This is a genomic window from Tritonibacter sp. SIMBA_163 (assembly GCF_046535935.1).
Lineage (GTDB): Bacteria > Pseudomonadota > Alphaproteobacteria > Rhodobacterales > Rhodobacteraceae > Epibacterium > Epibacterium scottomollicae.
The window spans coordinates 1-17986 of sequence record NZ_JAWJBP010000002.1 but is presented as its reverse complement, the minus strand read 5'-3'; the positions used below and the strand labels follow the sequence as shown (position 1 = coordinate 17986).

Below are 17986 nucleotides of genomic sequence, written 5' to 3'. Positions count from 1 at the left end.
TTCTGTCTCCGGCTCTGTCGCGGAACGCCTGCCGCTGCGCGTCACTCCCTCCGCGCAGTCAGGTCGCCGCGATGGCATTGTGGTAACGCTGGCCGAGGCCGAGGATCCGGGCGTCACTGTTGTGAGGGCCGATGATCTGAAGACCGATCGGCAAGCCCTCGGCCCCGCGCCCTGCAGGCACCGCCAGAGATGGCAGTCCCAACAGGCTGGCAGGCACCACGACCTCCATCCAGCGATGATACGTATCCATCGCCTGCCCCGCAATCTCGGTGGGCGCGGTCCACTCCACCGGGAAAGGCCAGCATTGCGCTGTCGGCAACAATACCGCGTCATAACTCTCGAACATCCGTGCGGCCGCGCGCATCCATCCGGCCCGCAGGTCAGACGCGGCCTGCACCTCCGCCCCCGTGAACCCGAGACCGCGGTCCAGTTCCCACAGGGCGGCCTCCTTGAGCTGATCGCGCGGTTCGGCCAGTGGGCGCAAACCGGCCGCCACCGCATAGGAGCGCAGGGTGATCCAGCTCTGCCAGATGTGCTCGGCCGGATAAGGAGGGGTCAGACGATCGACCTGATGGCCTTGTGCCTCGAGGTCAGAAATGGCGCGCTCGCAGGTGTCCAAAATTCCCGCATCCATCGGATACGCGCCGCCCCAATCGGCAAGCCAGCCCAGTTTCAGCGGCCCCGGATCCTGCAACGGCAACACCGGCTCAGCGCCCCGATGCAGGGGCAGACGCGGATCTCCCCCCGCCATGACATCCAGCAACAGGGCAACATCCTGCGGCGTGCGCGCCATCGGCCCGTTGGTGGCCAGCGTATGCTGGAACATGTCCCCTGCCGACTCTGATGGCACCCAGCCCCAGGTGGGGCGAAACCCGTATATCTCGTTCCAGCCCGCCGGATTGCGCAGGGATCCCATCATGTCGGAGCCATCCGCCAGCGGCACCATCCCCGCAGCGAGCGCCACCGCAGCGCCGCCGGACGAGCCCCCGGCAGAGCGGCTGGGGTCGATGGCATTGCCGGTCGCGCCATACACGGGATTGAACGTATGCGAACCGAGGCCGAACTCCGGCGTGTTGGTCTTGCCGATCAGGATCGCACCGGCGGCGCGCAGCCGCGCCACAAAGATATCATCCGCCTGTGCCACCTGCCCTGCAAAGAGCGGCGAGCCCTGAGAGCTGACCAGTCCACGGGCATTCGACAGATCCTTGATCGCCATCGGCAGACCATGCAGCGCGCCCCGGTCGGCCATCGGCACGGCGTCGGCAGCGCGGGCCTCGGCCATCAGCTCCTCGGTGGGCCGCAGTGCGACGATGGCATTCAGCGTTGGATTACGCTCCGCGATACGCGACAGAGAGGCCTGCATCAGAGCCTCCACGGTCAGCGTTCCCTTGCGCAAATCGCCGAGCAATTGGGTGGCAGTCGTGTCGCAGAGCGTCATCCGAAGTCCCTTTCGATCTTTCGACCCAGAGCCTAGGATGCGGATAACGGTCTGAAAAGCCCCTAAAAACTAGAAAAGGAGATGCGCTAGGCGCACTGCAGCCGGACCGCCAGGTCAGGCTGCCACGCCCAACGCCGGAAGGGCATCTGTGATGCATGCACCGGGGGCGGGAGCCGTTCGCGCCAGCAAGGGGCGTTGGCCGTCAGGCTAACGTAGCGCCAATCGCCAGACGCACCCGGCGGACCGCGTTTCCTAGAGACGGCACAAAGGGGGACGCGGCGTGCCTCTGTCAGCGATTGACGCGCCTTCAAACCATCCGGCGCCAAGAGCGCCCGAAATCACTTCAATCCCGATCCAGGCATTTTCGGGGGCCTCACCTGCCAACTCTTTCCAAAGCAGATGCGCCTCCCTGCCCATCAGAGCGTCAGATACATCAAACGTATCGCAAGAGGTTTCCGCGCCGCGCGCCCTGACGAACATACCGAAATGCTGCTCCAGCATGGCATGGCTGCTGGTGATCGCAGCCTGCTCTTCAGGTGTCCAGCATGCGGGCGCTGTCAGCACGTAACCGGGCGGGGTGACCAGAATATCATCGGAGAAAAAGGTCAGCTCCCCTTGCTTCAGGCCAGAGGCGATCAGCGCTACCGCTGCACGGAAGCTGCGATCTTGCGACCAGCCGCGTGTCTGTTGCAATTCGCTCGCGATCTCTGATGCGCCGCCCAAAAGACAACGGGGGCGTTCCATATATTCTGCGAGGGCATCGGGATCGACACCGACAGCGCGCAACTCTTGCGCGGTAATGCCCTGCTCCTCGAAATGGCGAAGCGACACCCCCAACGCCCGGAGCGTGTCCGCCGTCTCATTCAGCCATTGAATGTCGTCCAGGGACGGTACGTAAAGATTCAACCGCAAGGTGTCTTGAACCTCGGGACTGTTCAGCGTCAGCTCTGATGTAACATCGGGAAACCGTATCGTGCAGACCTCCGGGCCGAGCACGGTCCAGTCGCCTTGTTTTTCTGCAGATCCATCCGCCAGAAGCCGCGCGCCGAAGGCCGTCAGTGCGTCCCCATCAAACCCAGCCGCCGTCGCAGCGCCCGCACTATGCGGACCGATCACGCAGCCATCACCACCGAGGAAGGTCAGCAGCGCGTTCGTATCCATTTCCGGAGTGGAGGCGCGATCTTCTGCCGCTGCGGGAAGCATACCTCCGAGAAGCAGCCACGTGACCATGACACACTTCAGCGCAGGTCTCTTCATGGCCTTAGTCCTCGCCCTGGGCGTCGGCGCGGCTCTTGCCTGCCACCTTCATCGCGAGCGTTGCCGCCATGAACCCGTCGAGGTCACCATCCAGCACCCCTTTGGTGTCAGCGGTCTCGAAGTTGGTGCGCAGGTCTTTGACCATCTGGTAAGGCTGCATCACGTAGGACCGGATCTGGTTGCCCCAGCCTGCATCACCCTTGGCCTCATGCAGCGCATTGACCTCAGCGTTGCGGCGGTCGAGCTCCATCTGGTAGAGCCGCGATTTCAGGGCCTTCATGGCGATGTCGCGGTTCTGGTGCTGCGATTTCTCGGAGGAGGTCACAACGATGCCCGTCGGCGTGTGAGTGATCCGCACCGCAGAGTCAGTGGTGTTCACGTGCTGACCGCCCGCGCCGGAGGACCGGTAGGTGTCGATGCGGATATCGGCTGGGTTCACCTCGATCTCGATATTATCATCAATCACCGGATAGGCGCCGACGGCGGCAAAGGACGTCTCGCGTGTGCCCTTGCCGAAGGGCGAAATCCGCACCAAGCGATGCGTGCCGCTCTCGGATTTCAGCCAGCCATAGGCGTTGTGGCCCTTGATCTGATAGGTGGCGGATTTGATGCCTGCTTCGCCGCCCCCCTGCTCTTCCTGCAGGTCTACGGTAAAGCCACGGCTTTCGGCCCAGCGAACATACATCCGCGCCAGCATCGACGCCCAGTCGCAGGCCTCGGTGCCGCCAGCGCCAGCCTTGATCTCCAGGAAGGCATCGTTGGCATCGGTCTCGCCATCCAGCAGCGCTTCCAGCTCCTTCTTGGCGGCCTTTTCCTTCAGCGCCTTCAGGGTGTTCTCGGCGTCGGTGACGACCTCTTCGTCCTCTTCCATCTCGCCCATCTCGATCAGCTCGACGCTGTCGTCGAGATCCTGACGGATGCCCTTGTAGGTGTCGATTGCATCAACCAGCGACTGGCGATCCCGCATCAGCTTCTGCGCCGCTGCCGGATCATCCCAGAGGTTGGGATCCTCGACCCGTGCGTTGAATTCCTCAAGCCGAAATTCCGCCGTCTCCCAGTTCATCCGCTGGGCAAGCAGGTCGAGCGATTTTTCGATATCGGCCACGATGGTCTGGATCTCGGCGCGCATGAGCATTCCTTGAAATCTTGTTTGAGATTGCGTGATACCGCAGCACCGGGACCACTACAAGAGTGCGGGCAGACAGGTGTACCCCGCCTGCCCGCAGCAGAACTGTCAGTGGTGTCAGTAGAGCCCGCCGGAGCTGACGTCGCCAAAGGTCGCCTTGGGTCCCAGCACAGCAGTGCCGCCGCTGGAGGTGGTGACCTGACGACCAGATTCGCTGACTTCCTCGAACAATGGCAGGTTCGATCCCATGCCAAAGCCCCCGTCGAAGGTCAGACCAAAGATCGGCTCTTCCCCGTCGCGGAAATATTCCGCCACCACATTGGCACCGCCCGCGCCGTTGGGCAAACGCCCGCCCGTATAGCGGTCGATCTTGATGAAATGTCCGCCCGGTGGCACGTCAAACGGACCGCCCCCGAACTTCTCGGTCGCCTTGGTCATGAACTGCTGGAACACCGGGCCACACAGGGTGCCGCCGTAACCGCGGCCCCCCTTCATCGGACGCGGATTGTCATACCCGAAGTAGCACCCTGCAACGATGTTGGAGGTAAAGCCGACAAACCACGCGTCGCGCGCGTCATTGGTTGTCCCGGTCTTGCCTGCAGCCGGCACCGGCAGATTGATAAGCCGCGAGGCGGTGCCACGATCAACCACACCTTTAAGCATGGATGTCAGCTGATAGGCAGTGATCGGATCCATCACCTGTTCGCGATTGGTCACGATCTTGGGCGCGCGGCCCGCGTCGAGTTCGGTAAAGCTACAGTCCACGCAATCGCGATCATCGTGACGATAGATGGTCTGACCAAAGCGGTTCTGGATACGGTCCACCAGCGTTGGCTCCACCCGTTCGCCGCCATTTGCAAACATCGCATAGGCCGCGACCATCTTGTAGAGGGTGGTCTCTTCCGACCCGAGAGAGTTGGCGAGGAACGTGCCCATGTTGTCATAGACGCCAAAGCGCTCCGCATAGCCGGCAACCACCGGCATGCCGACCTCCTGCGCCAGACGGATGGTCATCAGGTTCCGGCTCATCTCGATCCCCGTGCGCAAAGGCGTGGGGCCGTAGAACTTGTGGTTAGAGTTCTTCGGTCGCCAGACACCCTGCGGGGTGTTGATCTCGATCGGAGCGTCGATCACGATCGTCGCCGGGCTGTACCCGCTATCCAGCGCTGCGGCATAGACAAACGGTTTGAAGCTGGAGCCGGGCTGACGCTGGGCTTGCGTGGCGCGGTTGAACACAGAATCCTGGTAGGAGAACCCGCCCTGCATGGCCAGAACACGGCCCGTGTTCACATCCATCGCGACAAAGCCGCCCTGAACCTCTGGCACCTGCCGCACCGACCAATGCTTCACTGCGTCGCCGTCGCGCACTGCCAGGGCATGGATCACATCGCCCGGCTTGAAGTTGTCGAAGAAATCGCCCCGGAGCCACTTGATATCCGACCGTGGAACGGTGCCGGTTCCGGTGACGCTCTCAATCCCGATGGTCAAGGCGTTTGCCTCAACCTCCATCACCACGGCGGGCAGCCAAGCGCCATCCTCGGTAATGATGTCACGCGAAATATCCGCATCGCCCAATGCCGCACGCCAGTCGTCCTCTGCGTCCAGGAGTGCTGGGTCAATCTCTGCAACCGGCCCCTGCCAGACACCGGTGCTGCGGTCGAACTCTTCCAGCCCCTTGCGCATCGCCAGCGCGGCCTCAGTCTGCATTTCCTCGTCGATCGTCGCACGGATGGTAAAGCCGCCGGTAAAGAACTCGCCCTCGCCAAAGTCATCAGACAGCTGGCGGCGGATCTCGTCGGTGAAGTAATCGCGCGGCGGCAGTGCGGTCCGGAAGGCGTCGAAATCGCCGTTCTGGACCGACCGCAATTCCTGTTCCCGCTCCACCTCGTAGACCGCTTCGGAAATGTAGCCGTTCTCTTTCATCTCCCGCAGCACATAGTTGCGGCGTTGGAGAAGGCGCTCTTTTTCACGAACCGGGTGATAGTCAGACGGCGCTTTGGGCATCGCGGCCAGCGTGGCTGCCTCATGCGGTTCCAGCTCGCCCAGCGTCTTGTTGAAATAGGTCTGCGCCGCCGCAGTCACCCCATAGGAGTTCTGACCGAGGAAGATCTCGTTCAGATAAAGTTCAAGGATCTTGTCCTTTGACAGGGTCTCCTCAAGCCGTGTGGCGAGGATGATTTCCTTGATCTTGCGCTCCGCACGGCGGTCGCCGGACAACAGGAAGTTCTTCATGACCTGCTGGGTGATGGTGGAGGCACCGCGGACGTTCTCCCCGCGGGATTTCACCGCTTCGATGGCGGCGGCCAGGATACCACGCGCGTCATAGCCGGCGTGGGAGTAGAAGTTTTTGTCTTCCGCCGAGATGAAGGCCTGCTTTACCAGATCGGGAACCTCTTCCGACGGGGTAAACAGACGGCGTTCCTTGGCGAACTCGTCGATCAGCTGCCCCTCGCCGGAGAAAATCCGGCTGATGGTCGGCGGCTGGTACTGCGCCAGCGACTCATGGCTAGGCAGATCCCGGCCATAGACCCAGAAGATCGCCCCGATGGACAGGGCACCCACCCCGATTCCAAGGGTGATGGTACTGAAAATGGATCCAAAAATGGACAGAATGAACCTGATCACGGTGTGGGCCTCTCTCGCACGATGCGGCTCCTTATAGGGGGCAAGGTGACAAGGGTCAAAACGAGTTATGGCGGCGCATGAAACGCCACCGGATGGAGGGTAGAGCGCATCATAGCAGATGCGCTGGGGTCTGTATTCTCACAATCTTATGTGGGGCCCCGACCGGCAAAAACCAGCAGAGTCGCAACCGCACAAGGGGGAGATCCCTGCACGCGGCGTCACAGTTGCTGCGTCGCGCTGTGTTGCCGTTCCGCCAGAGGGTTGCTACTGCCGTACCAACGCGCGACGTGCGACATCGGCCTCACGCCAGGCCAGAAGACCGTTGAGGATGCCTTGTGCCGTTCTCGCCTGCCACGCCGGATCGGTCAGCAACTCCAGATCGCGCGGGCTGGACATGAAACCCAACTCGATCAGCACTGACGGGATATCCGCGGATTTCAGCACCGAAAACCCGGCAGAGCGCAGCGGGCGGCGATTGACCGGTCCGCCCTGCTCCATCAGCGCCTCGATCACCGATTGCGCCAATGCCTTTGATCGCGGATGCGTCTCCTGGCGCGCCAGATCAAGCAGAACATCTGTCACCACATCATCCGCTTCGCTCAGATCGCTGCCCGCCAGAAGATCGGCGCGATCATGGCGTTCCGCCAGTTTTGCAGAGGCCACATCAGAGGCGGATTTCGACAGGGTGTAGATAACGGTGCCATGGGCCATGCCCTCTGTTACCGAATCCGCGTGCAGAGAAATGAAGATATCCGCGCCCTGCTGATGCGCCATGGCGATGCGGCGCTCCAGAGAGACAAAGTAATCGCCCTCACGTGTCAGCAAGACCTCGAATGCGCCGGAGCGCACCAATCGTTCGCCGAGATCATAGGCAAAGGCGAGCATCAGATCCTTTTCGGCGATGCCGCCTTCTGCCTCTGCCCCGGGATCAAGTCCGCCGTGGCCCGGATCCAGCATCACCACGAGGGGGGCCTCTGTGTCGCGCGGCATCGGGCCTTCGATCTGTGCTGGCGCGGGCAAATCCAGCCGTGGGTCATAGGGCGCGCCGGCCGCAGCCGCAAAAGCCTCGGCGTTCGTCTGCGCCAGCGCCAGTTTCAGGGTGGCAGCGCTGGTTTCGCGATCAATCTCCATCGCGGCGGACCTCACCTGCATCGGCTCAGCCAATTCCAGCACCAGCCGGGACCAGCCGGGAACATAGCCACCAAAGCGCACATTGGTGACTGGCTTTGCCTGCAGAAAGGTCGCCGCATCCAGTCCCGTCCAGTCCACTTCCTGAAAATCCAGCACCACCCGGCGCGGATCACTGAGGGTAAAGACCCGAAACGGAACCCCCTGGCTCAGCCCCAGTTCAAGCTGCACACCGGAGCCATCATCGCTGAGACGGCTTTCCTTGGGCAGCACCCGCGCCAGAGCCGAGAACCCCTGCGCCATTGCCCCGACCGGCAGCAGCAAAAGCACGCACGTCAGAATAGTCGCAAGTCCCCGCATCAGCGACGGCCTTCCATAAACGCCTTGAGCCGGGACAGACCTTCCTCGATATCCGCCGTAGATCGCGCATAGGAAAGCCGCAGGGTAGTGGCGCCGCGCACAGGATCAAAATCCAACCCGGGCGTCACCGCAACTCCTGCCTTTTCAAGCACTTCTGCGGCAAAGCTGCGGCTGTCGTTGGTCAGGTCGGACACATCCGCATAGACGTAGAAGGCCCCATCCGGCGGCGCGATCTTGGTGAACCCGGCTTTGGGCAGCCCCTCTAGCATCAGAGCGCGGTTCTTTGCGTAGACCGCAAGGTTGGCCTCCAACTCTTCGTGGCAGTCCATCGCAGCAAGGGCGGCAACTTGGCTGGCGTGCGGGGCGCAGATGAACATGTTCTGCGCGATGCGTTCCACCGTTCGGATATGGTCCTCTGGCACCACCATCCATCCGACCCGCCAACCGGTCATGGAGAAATACTTGGAGAAGGAATTGATGACATAGGCCTCGTCCGAGATCTCCAGCGCCGTCACCGCCTTCGCTTCATACTCGATGCCGTGGTAGATTTCATCGGAGATGAAGCTGGCGCCTTCATCGGCTGCAGCGTCCATCAAGGAGGCCAGCGCCGGCCTGTCGAGCATGGTTCCCGTCGGGTTGGCAGGGCTTGCCACCATCAGACCCGCAAGATTCTGATCGCGGATATCGGCGGCGACGGGCTGCAAGCGATGTTCCGGCGCGGTCTGGATGTCCACGGGTTGCATGCCAAGCGCGCTCAGGATCTGGCGGTAGGACGGGTAACCGGGCGCGCCAATGCCGACGCGATCCCCACTGTCAAACAGCGCCGTGAAGCTGAGGATAAACGCACCCGACGAACCGGGCGTGATCACAACGCGTTCCGGGTTCAGATCGACGTTATACCACTCGCCGTAAAGCTGCGCGATACGGCGGCGCAACGCTGGCAGCCCCAGCGCGACGGTGTAGCCCATGGCGTCCGTCTCAAGCGCCTGCGACAATGCGCGCCGCGCCGCTTCTGGCGCGCCGGTGGCGGGCTGGCCCACCTCCATATGGATGATATGACGTCCCTGTTCCTCCGCCTTGCGGGCGGCTTCCATCACGTCCATCACAATGAAGGGATCGACTTTGGACCGGCTTGAGTTTCGCATGCTGATCTCCCATGGTGCGGCCATGAGTTTTGACCGTGTATTCTCCTCCGCGTCAATCCCGGGCAGGCGCCTGTGGCCGCTTCTTTTCCATGCCGTTTGCGGCCTGTTTCACTGTGGGCGCATGACGGGCGCTGCGGTGGTCGTTGCGCTGGTGCTGACGCCAATGACGGCGCAGGCGCAATCCATTCGTTTGCTACGCGATGCAGATATCGAGCATGGGCTGACGGAACTGGCCCGCCCGATCCTGCGGGCCGCAGGTCTGAACCCGCGACGGGTGCGGATACTGGTGGTCAATGACAGTGGCTTCAACGCCTTTGTGATCGACCAGCGGGCGATCTTCGTCAACTACGGGCTGATTCTGAAGTCGGATACGCCGGAAATGCTGCAGGCGGTGCTGGCGCATGAAGCCGCTCATATCGCCAATGGCCATATCGGACGTCGCATCCAGAACATGAGATCCGCAAGCACGGCCGCCGGGTTTGGCGCCGCTCTGGGCATGCTGGCTGCAGCTGCAGGTGGCGGGCGCGCCGCCGCGGGAGTGGCGTTCGGGGTGCAATCCTCGGCCTTGCGAAATTTCCTGTCACACACCCGTGCGGAGGAATCCTCTGCCGACCGATCCGCCATCGGCTACCTGACCGCCGCGGGCATCAACCCCAAGGGAATGGTGGAGCTGCATCGGATCTTTGCCGGCCAGGAGGTACTAAGCCCGGCCAGTCAGGATCCCTATATGCGCTCTCATCCGCTGAGCCGGGATCGTATCCGCGCTGCGCAGGCCTATGTGGCCAGCGCCGGAGACGGCACCCCGACAGATCCGCAAGCCGCCTATTGGCTGGCGCGGGTCCAGGGCAAACTGTCTGCCTTCACCCGCGCGCCCAGCTGGACCAAACGGCGGGTGTCCTCCGAGCGTTATGCGGATCTGAAACGCATGCGGGTCGCGGTCGCCCACCATCGCCAGAACAACCTCGGCCGGGCACAGGCCGAGATGCAGGCGCTACTCGCGGCACGCCCAAAGGACGCATACTATCATGAGCTGTGGGGGCAGATCCTCTATGAGAACCGACGCTGGTCCGCTGCGGTCTCTGCCTTTGCCACCGCAGCAAAACTCGCCCCGAGCGAGCCGTTGATCCTGGCCAGCCTGGGACGGGCACAGCTTGCTGCCGGAAATCCACGCGCGGCACTGGACACAATGGAAAAGGCGCGCAGCCTCGATTTTCGCAACGCAACCTTGCTTCGCGACATGTCGCTGGCCTATGCCAAGACCAAGCAGACCGGTATGGCCGCACTGGTCACGGCAGAACGATACGCATTGCGGGGACGACTGGAAGATGCTGGCCCTCACGCCAAGCGCGCCACGGGCATTCTGCCACGCGGCTCCCCGGCATGGCGCCGGGCACAGGATGTGCTGATTGCATTTGAACAAGACGAGAAAAGGAAGAACAAATGATTGCCCCGACACGCATGGCCCTGATGGCGGCCTGCGCGCTCTCTCTCACCGCTCCGGCGGCGCGGGCGCTTGATCTGAACGACATGACCGAGGCCGAGCAGACGGCCTTTGGCGCAGCTGTGCGCAGCTATCTGATGGAAAACCCCGAGGTGATCCTGGAGGCCGTGGACGTGCTGGAACAACAGCAAGCTCAGGCAGACGCCCGGCGGGACGAAGCACTGGTCGCGGCCAATCTGCAGGAGTTGCAGGACGACGGCTATTCCTGGGTTGGCGGCAATCCCGATGGCGATATCACGCTCGTGGAGTTCATGGACTACCGCTGCGGCTATTGCCGCCGCGCCGCTCCGGAGGTCGAGGCATTGCTGGCAGCAGATTCAAATATCCGTTTTGTGATCAAGGAGCTCCCGATCCTGGGCGACGCCTCTGTCCTGTCCTCGCGCTTTGCCATCGCCACCAAACTGGTGGCCGGTGACGCGGCCTACAAGGACATCCACGACACGCTGCTCGCCTTCAAAGGCGAACCCAACGAGGTCGCAATGCGTCGTATGGCCGAAGGGCTGTCGCTGGATGCCGATGCGATCCTGGCCAAGATGGATGCGCCCGAGGTGAACGAGCAATTGCGGCGCACCCGGACGTTGGCGCAAACCCTGTCGATTTCCGGCACGCCGACCTTCGTGCTGGAAGAGGAAATGCTGCGCGGCTACCTGCCTGCGGATCAGATCCAGATCATGATCGAGGAAATCCGCGCCGCGCGGAGCTGAGGTATGCCACCTACGACGGGCGCGAGTGGCCCGGCCGCTGTAACGTCTGGGGGGCGGCCAAGACTCCAAGAGCATGGGGGCTCTGCCCCCAAACCCCCGAGATATTTATGAAAAGATGAAGGGCAGAGATTACTCTGCCGCCTGCTCTACCGCCGCCGCCTCAGCATCGAGTGCGGCGGCTTTTTTCTCGACCTCTTCGACGATGTGCTCGATCATCTGGTCGTTGGACATCTTGTGGCTCGCCTTGCCTGCCAGATAGACCATGCCGGAGCCTGCGCCCCCGCCGGTGAACCCCACGTCGGTCATCAGCGCCTCGCCGGGGCCATTGACCACGCATCCGATGATCGACAGGCTCATCGGCGTCTTGATGTGCTCCAGCCGTTCTTCCAGCGTCTCCACCGTCCGGATCACGTCAAACCCCTGCCGCGCGCAGCTGGGGCAAGAGATGATGTTGACGCCGCGATGGCGCAGCCCAAGCGATTTCAGGATCTCGAAGCCGACCTTGACCTCCTCGACCGGGTCCGCCGAGAGGCTGACGCGCAGAGTGTCACCGATGCCCATCCACAAAAGCTGCCCAAGACCGATGGCAGATTTGATGGTGCCAGACATCAGCCCGCCCGCCTCGGTGATGCCGAGGTGGATGGGGGCGTCAGTGGCCTCCGCCAGCATCTGATAGGCGGCGGCAGACATGAAGACGTCGGAGGCCTTCACGGAGATTTTGAATTCGTGGAAATCATGGTCCTGCAAGATCTTGATGTGGTCCATGCCGCTTTCGACCATCGCGTCGGGACAGGGCTCACCGTATTTGTCCAACAGGTGCTTTTCCAGACTGCCGGCATTGACCCCGATGCGGATCGAGCAGTTATGATCGCGCGCCGCGCGGATCACCTCGGCCACGCGTTTCTCGTCCCCGATATTGCCCGGGTTGATGCGCAGACAGGCCGCCCCCGCCTCGGCGGCCTCGATGCCGCGTTTGTAGTGGAAATGGATATCGGCAACGATGGGGACCGGGCTTTCGCGCACGATCTCTTTCAAAGCGCGCGAGGAGGCCTCGTCCGGCACGGAGATCCGCACGATATCAGCGCCCGCATCCGCAGCCGCCTGCACTTGGGCAATCGTGCCCTTGATGTCGGTGGTCAGCGTGTTGGTCATGGTCTGCACCGCAATCGGGGCATCCCCGCCAACGGGAACATTCCCGACATGGATCTGGCGGCTCTTGCGGCGTTCGATGTTACGCCAGGGGCGAATGTGATTCATGGACATGGCTGCCTCGTCCTGCTTGTCGCGTCCCCCTTAAATAGGCCGACACCCCGGAGCCTGCAATGGCTGTCCGGGGTGTCAGGTAAATCCGTAACGGGAACGCAGGGTCTGCGTGATCGTGATGTCAGTCCGAGACGGACCCCGGGGTGGTCTGAACCGCCCGCAGCTGTGCAACCATCGTGGCCAATGCCTCGTTCTGATCGGCCTCGAGATCCGCGAGCTGGAAACGTCCGCTCAACGCATCCGGCGAAAGTTCGACATTCTTTGTCACCTGACCACGCCCGCCGACAGGACCGTAGTGCTGGCCATTGACAGCGAAGTAGATGGCGCTGCTTTCGCCGGTGCGCAGGCGCGGCGCATCCTCGGTCAACGGCACCTCGAAGGTCTGCCCCGGTTCCATGATGGTTTCAAAGATGACACTGCCATCGGCGGCCTTCACCTGAACCCAAGATGGTCGGACGGCAAGCATCTCGACCGACGGTGCAACGTCTTCGAGAACCTGCGGCACCGAGAGATCCGTTGCCTCATTCGCTGGAACCATTGCTTCGGCCAGCATCAGGCCGGGACGCTCCGTGCCCGCGAAATTACCCTGACCGCGCGGATCAAGGGTGGAAATCGGTGCATCGCGCGCCACGAGAACCGGAACATCCAGGGCCTGCGGGCGATAGAGACGGTCCAGCGCTTCTGTTGCGGGATCGTCGGTCACATCACCCGTCGCCAAGGCGGCAGTGGCCAGCGGGTCGAGTTCGGCGAGCACCTCGGGCGTTTGCTCTATCGGAGCAAATGTCACCTGCTGAACTTCGTGCAGCAGCTTCCAACCCCCGAAGGTCAGACCGCCAATGACACCGCACAAGACCAGCAAGGAGCCGATGGCGCGCGGGTCAACCTGGCTCAGCAGACTGTCGGTCACGGGAACGAAGGGCGTGGTGGAGTTGGTAAAGGCGTCTGCCCCAAGCCCTTTTCCAGCGCCGTAGGTCAGTTCCTTGGGCTTGCGAACAGAAGCCTCGGAGGACATCCCATGCGCCACGGAAAACCCGCTCTCGGCGCAAAAGCCATTGAAGGCCTTCTCCGGATCCATGTTCAGGTAACGGGCGTAGGAGCGCACGTATCCGGCAATAAAGCCCGGGGTATCAAAGACAGAGGGATCGCAATTCTCGATGGCGTCGATATAGGAGGCCTTGATCCTGAGTTCACGCTGCACATCAAGCAGCGATTTACCCATGGTTGCCCGTTCGCCGCGCATCATGTCACCAAGGCGCACCTCGAAATCATCAAAGCCGCGGGGCGGCTCTGTTGTATTTTGACGACCTCGGAAACTGCGCTGCGTAAGGCGCCCGATCATGCCTGCTGTCCCATCAATACCTGCCGTTTTGCGACATATGCGCTGTACCAACCGATTCTCGATTCGTCAGCGCAGTTTCATTGATGAAACGATAACACAATTCTGTTTAATGAACACTTAGCAGTAGCTCATCCGGCTAGTTCGGCACGATTTAGCGCACAATGCGACCATAGACTGTCCATGGCGCGCACCAGATGATCCATTTCCTTCGGTCCGTGCACCGGCGAGGGCGTGAAGCGCAGGCGTTCGGTGCCGCGCGGCACGGTCGGGTAATTGATGGGCTGCACGTAAATCCCGTAATCCGCCAGCAACATGTCCGACAATTTCTTGGTGTGGACAGGGTTTCCGACAATAACCGGCACGATGTGCGTGCCGTGGTCGATGATCGGCAGCCCCATCATCTTGAGACGGGTCTTGAGATACCGCGCCTGCTCCTGATGCTTGTCCCGCAATTCCTGAGCGGTCTTCAGGTGGCGCACGGAGGCTGCTGCGCCCGCCGCGATCGACGGTGCCAGCGATGTGGTGAAGATGAAGCCCGGCGCGTAGGAGCGGATGGCATCGCACATCTTGGCTGATGCCGCGATATAGCCGCCCATGACACCGTAGGCCTTTGAGAGCGTGCCGTTGATGATGTCGATGCGATGGGCGAGATTGTCACGTTCTGCAACGCCGCCTCCGCGGGGACCATACATGCCAACCGCGTGGACCTCATCAATATATGTAAGTGCGTTGAACTCTTCGGCGAGGTCGCAGATTTCCTCGATAGGGCCAAAGTCCCCATCCATGGAATAGACCGACTCAAACGCGATCAGCTTAGGAGCAGCCGGGTCGTCCGCTGCCAGCAACTCGCGCAGATGGGCGACATCATTGTGGCGGAAGACACGTTTCGCACCGCCATTCCGGCGCACACCTTCGATCATGGAGGCATGGTTCAGCGCATCGGAGTAGATGATCAGGCCGGGCAGCAGCTTTGGCAAGGTCGAGAGCGTGGCGTCATTGGCGACATAGGCAGAGGTGAACAGCAGCGATGCTTCCTTGCCATGCAGGTCAGCCAGCTCCGCCTCGAGCTCCTTGTGATAGACCGTTGTGCCAGAGATGTTGCGGGTGCCCCCCGATCCGGCGCCAGTGGCGTCCAGCGCATCGCGCATCGCCTTCAGCACCACCGGGTGCTGACCCATCCCGAGATAATCATTGCCGCACCAGACGGTGATGTCTTGCTCTGTCCCGTCGGGGCGAGTCCAGACGGCATGGGGAAACTGGCCACGACGGCGTTCAATATCAATAAACGTCCGATAGCGATCTTCCTCGTGAAGGCGTTCAATCGCTGCGTCGAGTTGTGAGGTATAATCCACCGTCATCTCCATAGCTGTCTGCCGTTGCCTGACCGGCCTGGCTGCGTCTTGATCCCGAACAGCCCTGCTGATGAAGCATGAGCGTCGTGATATATTTCACGGTCTCTAACTGGCACCCCTGTCCTGCACAACGTGATAGAGTGTCACGGCTCCAGCATCCTTGATACAGGTCAAATAAACCTTTTCTGGGCTTTTAGAACCATTCTGAGCTTCAGGCAAGCGTCAGAGGCCGCAATGGCGCCATGCGAAAGCAGCGCAAAACGCCGCAGACAAGCGCAATGGGTGCGGATCGGAAACAGCTGTTCCGAAGCGAGACGACGCCGAAAAACTGCCGCCGGTGTTCTGATACAATTGTGCGACTGGCCCTTGATTTATCCCACTGCTAGGCTCCGCCCCGAGACCCGCCAGCAGCGCCTCGACCACAAGGCTCGCATGCGGAAAAGCACTATTTTCAGGAGAGACCGATGTCCCTTACCCCCGTTCTCGACAAGATCGATTCCGATATCTCGGCTGCAACCGACCGGCTGTTGGAGCTGCTGCGCATCCCGTCCATTTCAACCGACCCCGCCTACAAGGCTGACTGCGAGACCGCCGCGGATTGGCTGGTGGCAGATTTGAACAGCATCGGCATCAAGGCCGAAAAGCGCACAACTCCCGGCCATCCGATGGTGGTGGGCCATGTGGGCGAGGAAAACACGAAAGGCCCGCATCTTCTGTTTTACGGTCACTATGATGTGCAACCGGTGGACCCGCTTGACCTGTGGAACACACCCCCGTTTGAGCCACAGATGGAAGAGACCCAAAACGGCACCGTGATCCGGGGGCGTGGCGCATCCGATGACAAGGGCCAGCTGATGACCTTCGTCGAGGCCTGCCGCGCATGGCAGGCGGTGCATGGCACCCTACCCTGCCGCATCACCTTTTTCTTTGAGGGTGAGGAAGAATCGGGCTCTCCCTCGCTGATCCCTTTCCTGAAGGCTGCAAAGGAAGAGCTGTCTGCGGATATCGCGCTGATCTGCGACACCTCGATGGTTGCCCGTGGCGTGCCGTCGGTGGCCTCGCAGCTGCGCGGCATGATGAAGGACGAATTCACCCTGATCGGGCCGAAGATCGACCTGCACTCCGGCCACTACGGCGGTCCCGGCCTCAACCCGCTGCGCGAGATTTCCCATATCATCGCCTCTTTTCACGATCCCGAAACCGGCGCCGTTGCCGTGGATGGTTTCTATGAAGGTGTGCATGAGGTGCCCGCCGATATCCTGCGCCAGTGGCAGGGCTGCGGCTTCGACGAGAAAGATTATCTGTCGAACGCCGGCTACACGGTGGCCCATGGCGAGAAAAAATACTCCACCCTGGAGCAGCAATGGGCCCGCCCGACGCTGGAAATCAACGGTCTGTGGGGCGGCTATCAGGGCGCGGGTACCAAGACGGTGATCCCGTCAGAGGCACATTGCAAGATCACCTGCCGTCTGGTCGGTGACATGGACCCCGCCGCGCTGCGCAAGAAGATCCGCGCCCATGTGGAGGACCGTCTGCCCAAGGATTGCACCGTAAAATGGGATCTCGATCTGGACGGCGCCCCTGCCTATGTGATCGACACCACCCGCCCCGAGTTCGAGGCCGCCCGTGGCGCACTGACCGAGGAATGGAACCGTGAGGCGGTGTTCTCCGGCATGGGAGGCTCCATCCCGGTGGCCGGCTATTTCAAGTCGATCCTGGGCATGGATGCGATGTTGATCGGCTTTGCCAATGAAGATGACGCGATCCACTCTCCGAACGAGAAATACGATCTGGAGAGCTTCCACAAAGGCATTCGCTCCTGGGCGCGCGTGCTGGATGCTTTGAGCAAAGCCTAAGTTAACAATGCGTGGGGGCGATGGGCGCCCCCGCGCTTGCGCAGGACAAAGCCCTGGATTGAGCCGACAGCCGATACCGTTGCTTTCGAGGGCGGTCCCTGCCCTCGTGTCACTCCTCGCGCAGCACCGGCCTTGGGCGCGCGTCATCATCCAGCGCCACAAAGGTAAAGATCGCCTCGGTCACCTGCTGGGTCTCTTCCTGATGGCGGGCACGACGCCACGCGCGAACACGAATTCGCATCGAGGTGCGCCCGACCTTCAACATCTCCGCATAAAGAGAGACCTCATCCCCGACCAGAACCGGGCGATGGAACTGGATCTCTTCCACCGAAACGGTGGAAGCGCGCCCCTTGGACACACGTGCGGCGATTGTGCCTGCTGCGAGGTCCATCTGGCTCATCAACCAGCCCCCGAAGATGTCGCCTGCCGGATTGGTGTCAGTCGGCATGGCAATCACGCGGATCGTGGGCTGAGATTCAGGTGGGCTTTCAGGCGGATTTTCTGACACGGGCATGAGTGGGCTCTCGTCTGTTCAACGGATGGCTGGGATCTGCCCTACTGTGTCGCCAGTATCTGCGCAGGAAAAGGCAAAACAGCAGCCTGAATGCGCGAAGGAACGACGAATGCCAGTGTTTTGGAAGTTTTTGTAAAAGGAAGTGAAAGTGGCGCGGTTGACGGGGCTCGAACCCGCGACCTCCGGCGTGACAGGCCGGCACTCTAACCAGCTGAGCTACAACCGCGCATTTTGTGCTGACCTTGGTCAGCAGCTCCCATCCGGGACGGTCCTGATCCCCTGTCGAGGGCCCTCAGGCGGGGTGAAAGTGGCGCGGTTGACGGGGCTCGAACCCGCGACCTCCGGCGTGACAGGCCGGCACTCTAACCAGCTGAGCTA

General features: G+C 61.7%; 13 protein-coding genes and 1 tRNA gene. 3 read left to right on the top strand and 11 right to left on the bottom strand.

All coding sequences use genetic code 11. The features are described 5' to 3' along the window. Positions 1-58 precede the first annotated feature (58 nt). From R0J92_RS03995 to R0J92_RS03970, 6 genes are all read right to left on the bottom strand, one after another. On the bottom strand, positions 59-1438 hold the full coding sequence (locus R0J92_RS03995) for an amidase (RefSeq protein WP_411050803.1): 1380 nt from the start codon (positions 1436-1438) through the stop codon (positions 59-61). A gap of 252 nt (positions 1439-1690) precedes the next feature. Beyond that, a complete protein-coding gene (locus R0J92_RS03990; RefSeq protein ID WP_411050802.1) occupies positions 1691-2695 on the bottom strand; it encodes a hypothetical protein in 1005 nt (334 codons plus the stop codon). Between the two features lie 4 nt (positions 2696-2699). Continuing rightward, a complete protein-coding gene (prfB, locus tag R0J92_RS03985; RefSeq protein ID WP_106164511.1) occupies positions 2700-3824 on the bottom strand; it encodes a peptide chain release factor 2 in 1125 nt (374 codons plus the stop codon). Between the two features lie 114 nt (positions 3825-3938). After that, the gene (locus R0J92_RS03980) at positions 3939-6446 is read right to left on the bottom strand and encodes a PBP1A family penicillin-binding protein (protein ID WP_317385937.1); all 2508 of its coding nucleotides are present in this window, start codon (positions 6444-6446) and stop codon (positions 3939-3941) included. Positions 6447-6710: 264 nt separating this feature from the next. After that, positions 6711-7934: an N-acetylmuramoyl-L-alanine amidase gene (locus R0J92_RS03975; protein WP_411050801.1), complete on the bottom strand. Its 1224-nt coding sequence runs from the start codon at positions 7932-7934 to the stop codon at positions 6711-6713. Continuing rightward, a complete protein-coding gene (locus R0J92_RS03970; RefSeq protein ID WP_411050800.1) occupies positions 7934-9079 on the bottom strand; it encodes a pyridoxal phosphate-dependent aminotransferase in 1146 nt (381 codons plus the stop codon). Before R0J92_RS03970 ends, R0J92_RS03975 begins: the two co-directional genes overlap by 1 nt. Between R0J92_RS03970 and R0J92_RS03965 the strand changes: the two genes are divergently transcribed. Continuing rightward, complete coding sequence (locus tag R0J92_RS03965) at positions 9078-10523, top strand: M48 family metalloprotease (RefSeq protein ID WP_411050799.1); 1446 nt, start codon at positions 9078-9080, stop codon at positions 10521-10523. The two genes, R0J92_RS03970 and R0J92_RS03965, sit on opposite strands and share 2 nt — an antisense overlap. Continuing rightward, complete coding sequence (locus R0J92_RS03960) at positions 10520-11284, top strand: DsbA family protein (protein WP_106164506.1); 765 nt, start codon at positions 10520-10522, stop codon at positions 11282-11284. Before R0J92_RS03965 ends, R0J92_RS03960 begins: the two co-directional genes overlap by 4 nt. A gap of 129 nt (positions 11285-11413) precedes the next feature. Here R0J92_RS03960 and ispG read toward each other — a convergent pair whose 3' ends face one another. The 3 genes from ispG to hemA all read right to left on the bottom strand — a co-directional run bounded on the left by ispG (position 11414) and on the right by hemA (position 15238). Next, entirely contained in the window at positions 11414-12547 is a 1134-nt protein-coding gene (ispG, locus tag R0J92_RS03955; RefSeq protein WP_411050798.1) for a flavodoxin-dependent (E)-4-hydroxy-3-methylbut-2-enyl-diphosphate synthase, read from the bottom strand. Positions 12548-12668: 121 nt separating this feature from the next. Next, on the bottom strand, positions 12669-13886 hold the full coding sequence (locus tag R0J92_RS03950) for a helix-turn-helix domain-containing protein (RefSeq protein ID WP_106164504.1): 1218 nt from the start codon (positions 13884-13886) through the stop codon (positions 12669-12671). A gap of 128 nt (positions 13887-14014) precedes the next feature. Next, positions 14015-15238: a 5-aminolevulinate synthase gene (gene hemA / locus R0J92_RS03945; RefSeq protein WP_106164598.1), complete on the bottom strand. Its 1224-nt coding sequence runs from the start codon at positions 15236-15238 to the stop codon at positions 14015-14017. Positions 15239-15702: 464 nt separating this feature from the next. Here hemA and R0J92_RS03940 point away from each other — a divergent pair, with 464 nt between their 5' ends. Then, a complete protein-coding gene (locus tag R0J92_RS03940; protein ID WP_411050797.1) occupies positions 15703-17094 on the top strand; it encodes a dipeptidase in 1392 nt (463 codons plus the stop codon). 109 nt (positions 17095-17203) lie between these two features. Here the strand turns inward: R0J92_RS03940 and R0J92_RS03935 are convergent, their stop codons facing one another. Both R0J92_RS03935 and R0J92_RS03930 read right to left on the bottom strand, forming a co-directional pair. Beyond that, positions 17204-17608 carry an acyl-CoA thioesterase gene (locus R0J92_RS03935; RefSeq protein WP_317385930.1) on the bottom strand — a complete coding sequence of 135 codons (405 nt, stop codon included), beginning with the start codon at positions 17606-17608 and terminating at the stop codon, positions 17204-17206. A gap of 149 nt (positions 17609-17757) precedes the next feature. Then, a tRNA-Asp gene (locus R0J92_RS03930) sits at positions 17758-17834 on the bottom strand. Positions 17835-17986: the final 152 nt, after the last annotated feature.

Coding starts and splice junctions, on each gene's coding strand:
- R0J92_RS03995 (WP_411050803.1), bottom strand. CDS start 1,438: ATGACGCTCTGCGACACGACTGCCACCCAATTGCTCGGCGATTTGCGC.
- R0J92_RS03990 (WP_411050802.1), bottom strand. CDS start 2,695: ATGAAGAGACCTGCGCTGAAGTGTGTCATGGTCACGTGGCTGCTTCTC.
- prfB (WP_106164511.1), bottom strand. CDS start 3,824: ATGCGCGCCGAGATCCAGACCATCGTGGCCGATATCGAAAAATCGCTC.
- R0J92_RS03975 (WP_411050801.1), bottom strand. CDS start 7,934: ATGCGGGGACTTGCGACTATTCTGACGTGCGTGCTTTTGCTGCTGCCG.
- R0J92_RS03965 (WP_411050799.1), top strand. CDS start 9,078: ATGCTGATCTCCCATGGTGCGGCCATGAGTTTTGACCGTGTATTCTCC.
- R0J92_RS03970 (WP_411050800.1), bottom strand. CDS start 9,079: ATGCGAAACTCAAGCCGGTCCAAAGTCGATCCCTTCATTGTGATGGAC.
- R0J92_RS03960 (WP_106164506.1), top strand. CDS start 10,520: ATGATTGCCCCGACACGCATGGCCCTGATGGCGGCCTGCGCGCTCTCT.
- ispG (WP_411050798.1), bottom strand. CDS start 12,547: ATGTCCATGAATCACATTCGCCCCTGGCGTAACATCGAACGCCGCAAG.
- R0J92_RS03950 (WP_106164504.1), bottom strand. CDS start 13,886: ATGATCGGGCGCCTTACGCAGCGCAGTTTCCGAGGTCGTCAAAATACA.
- R0J92_RS03940 (WP_411050797.1), top strand. CDS start 15,703: ATGTCCCTTACCCCCGTTCTCGACAAGATCGATTCCGATATCTCGGCT.
- R0J92_RS03935 (WP_317385930.1), bottom strand. CDS start 17,608: ATGCCCGTGTCAGAAAATCCGCCTGAAAGCCCACCTGAATCTCAGCCC.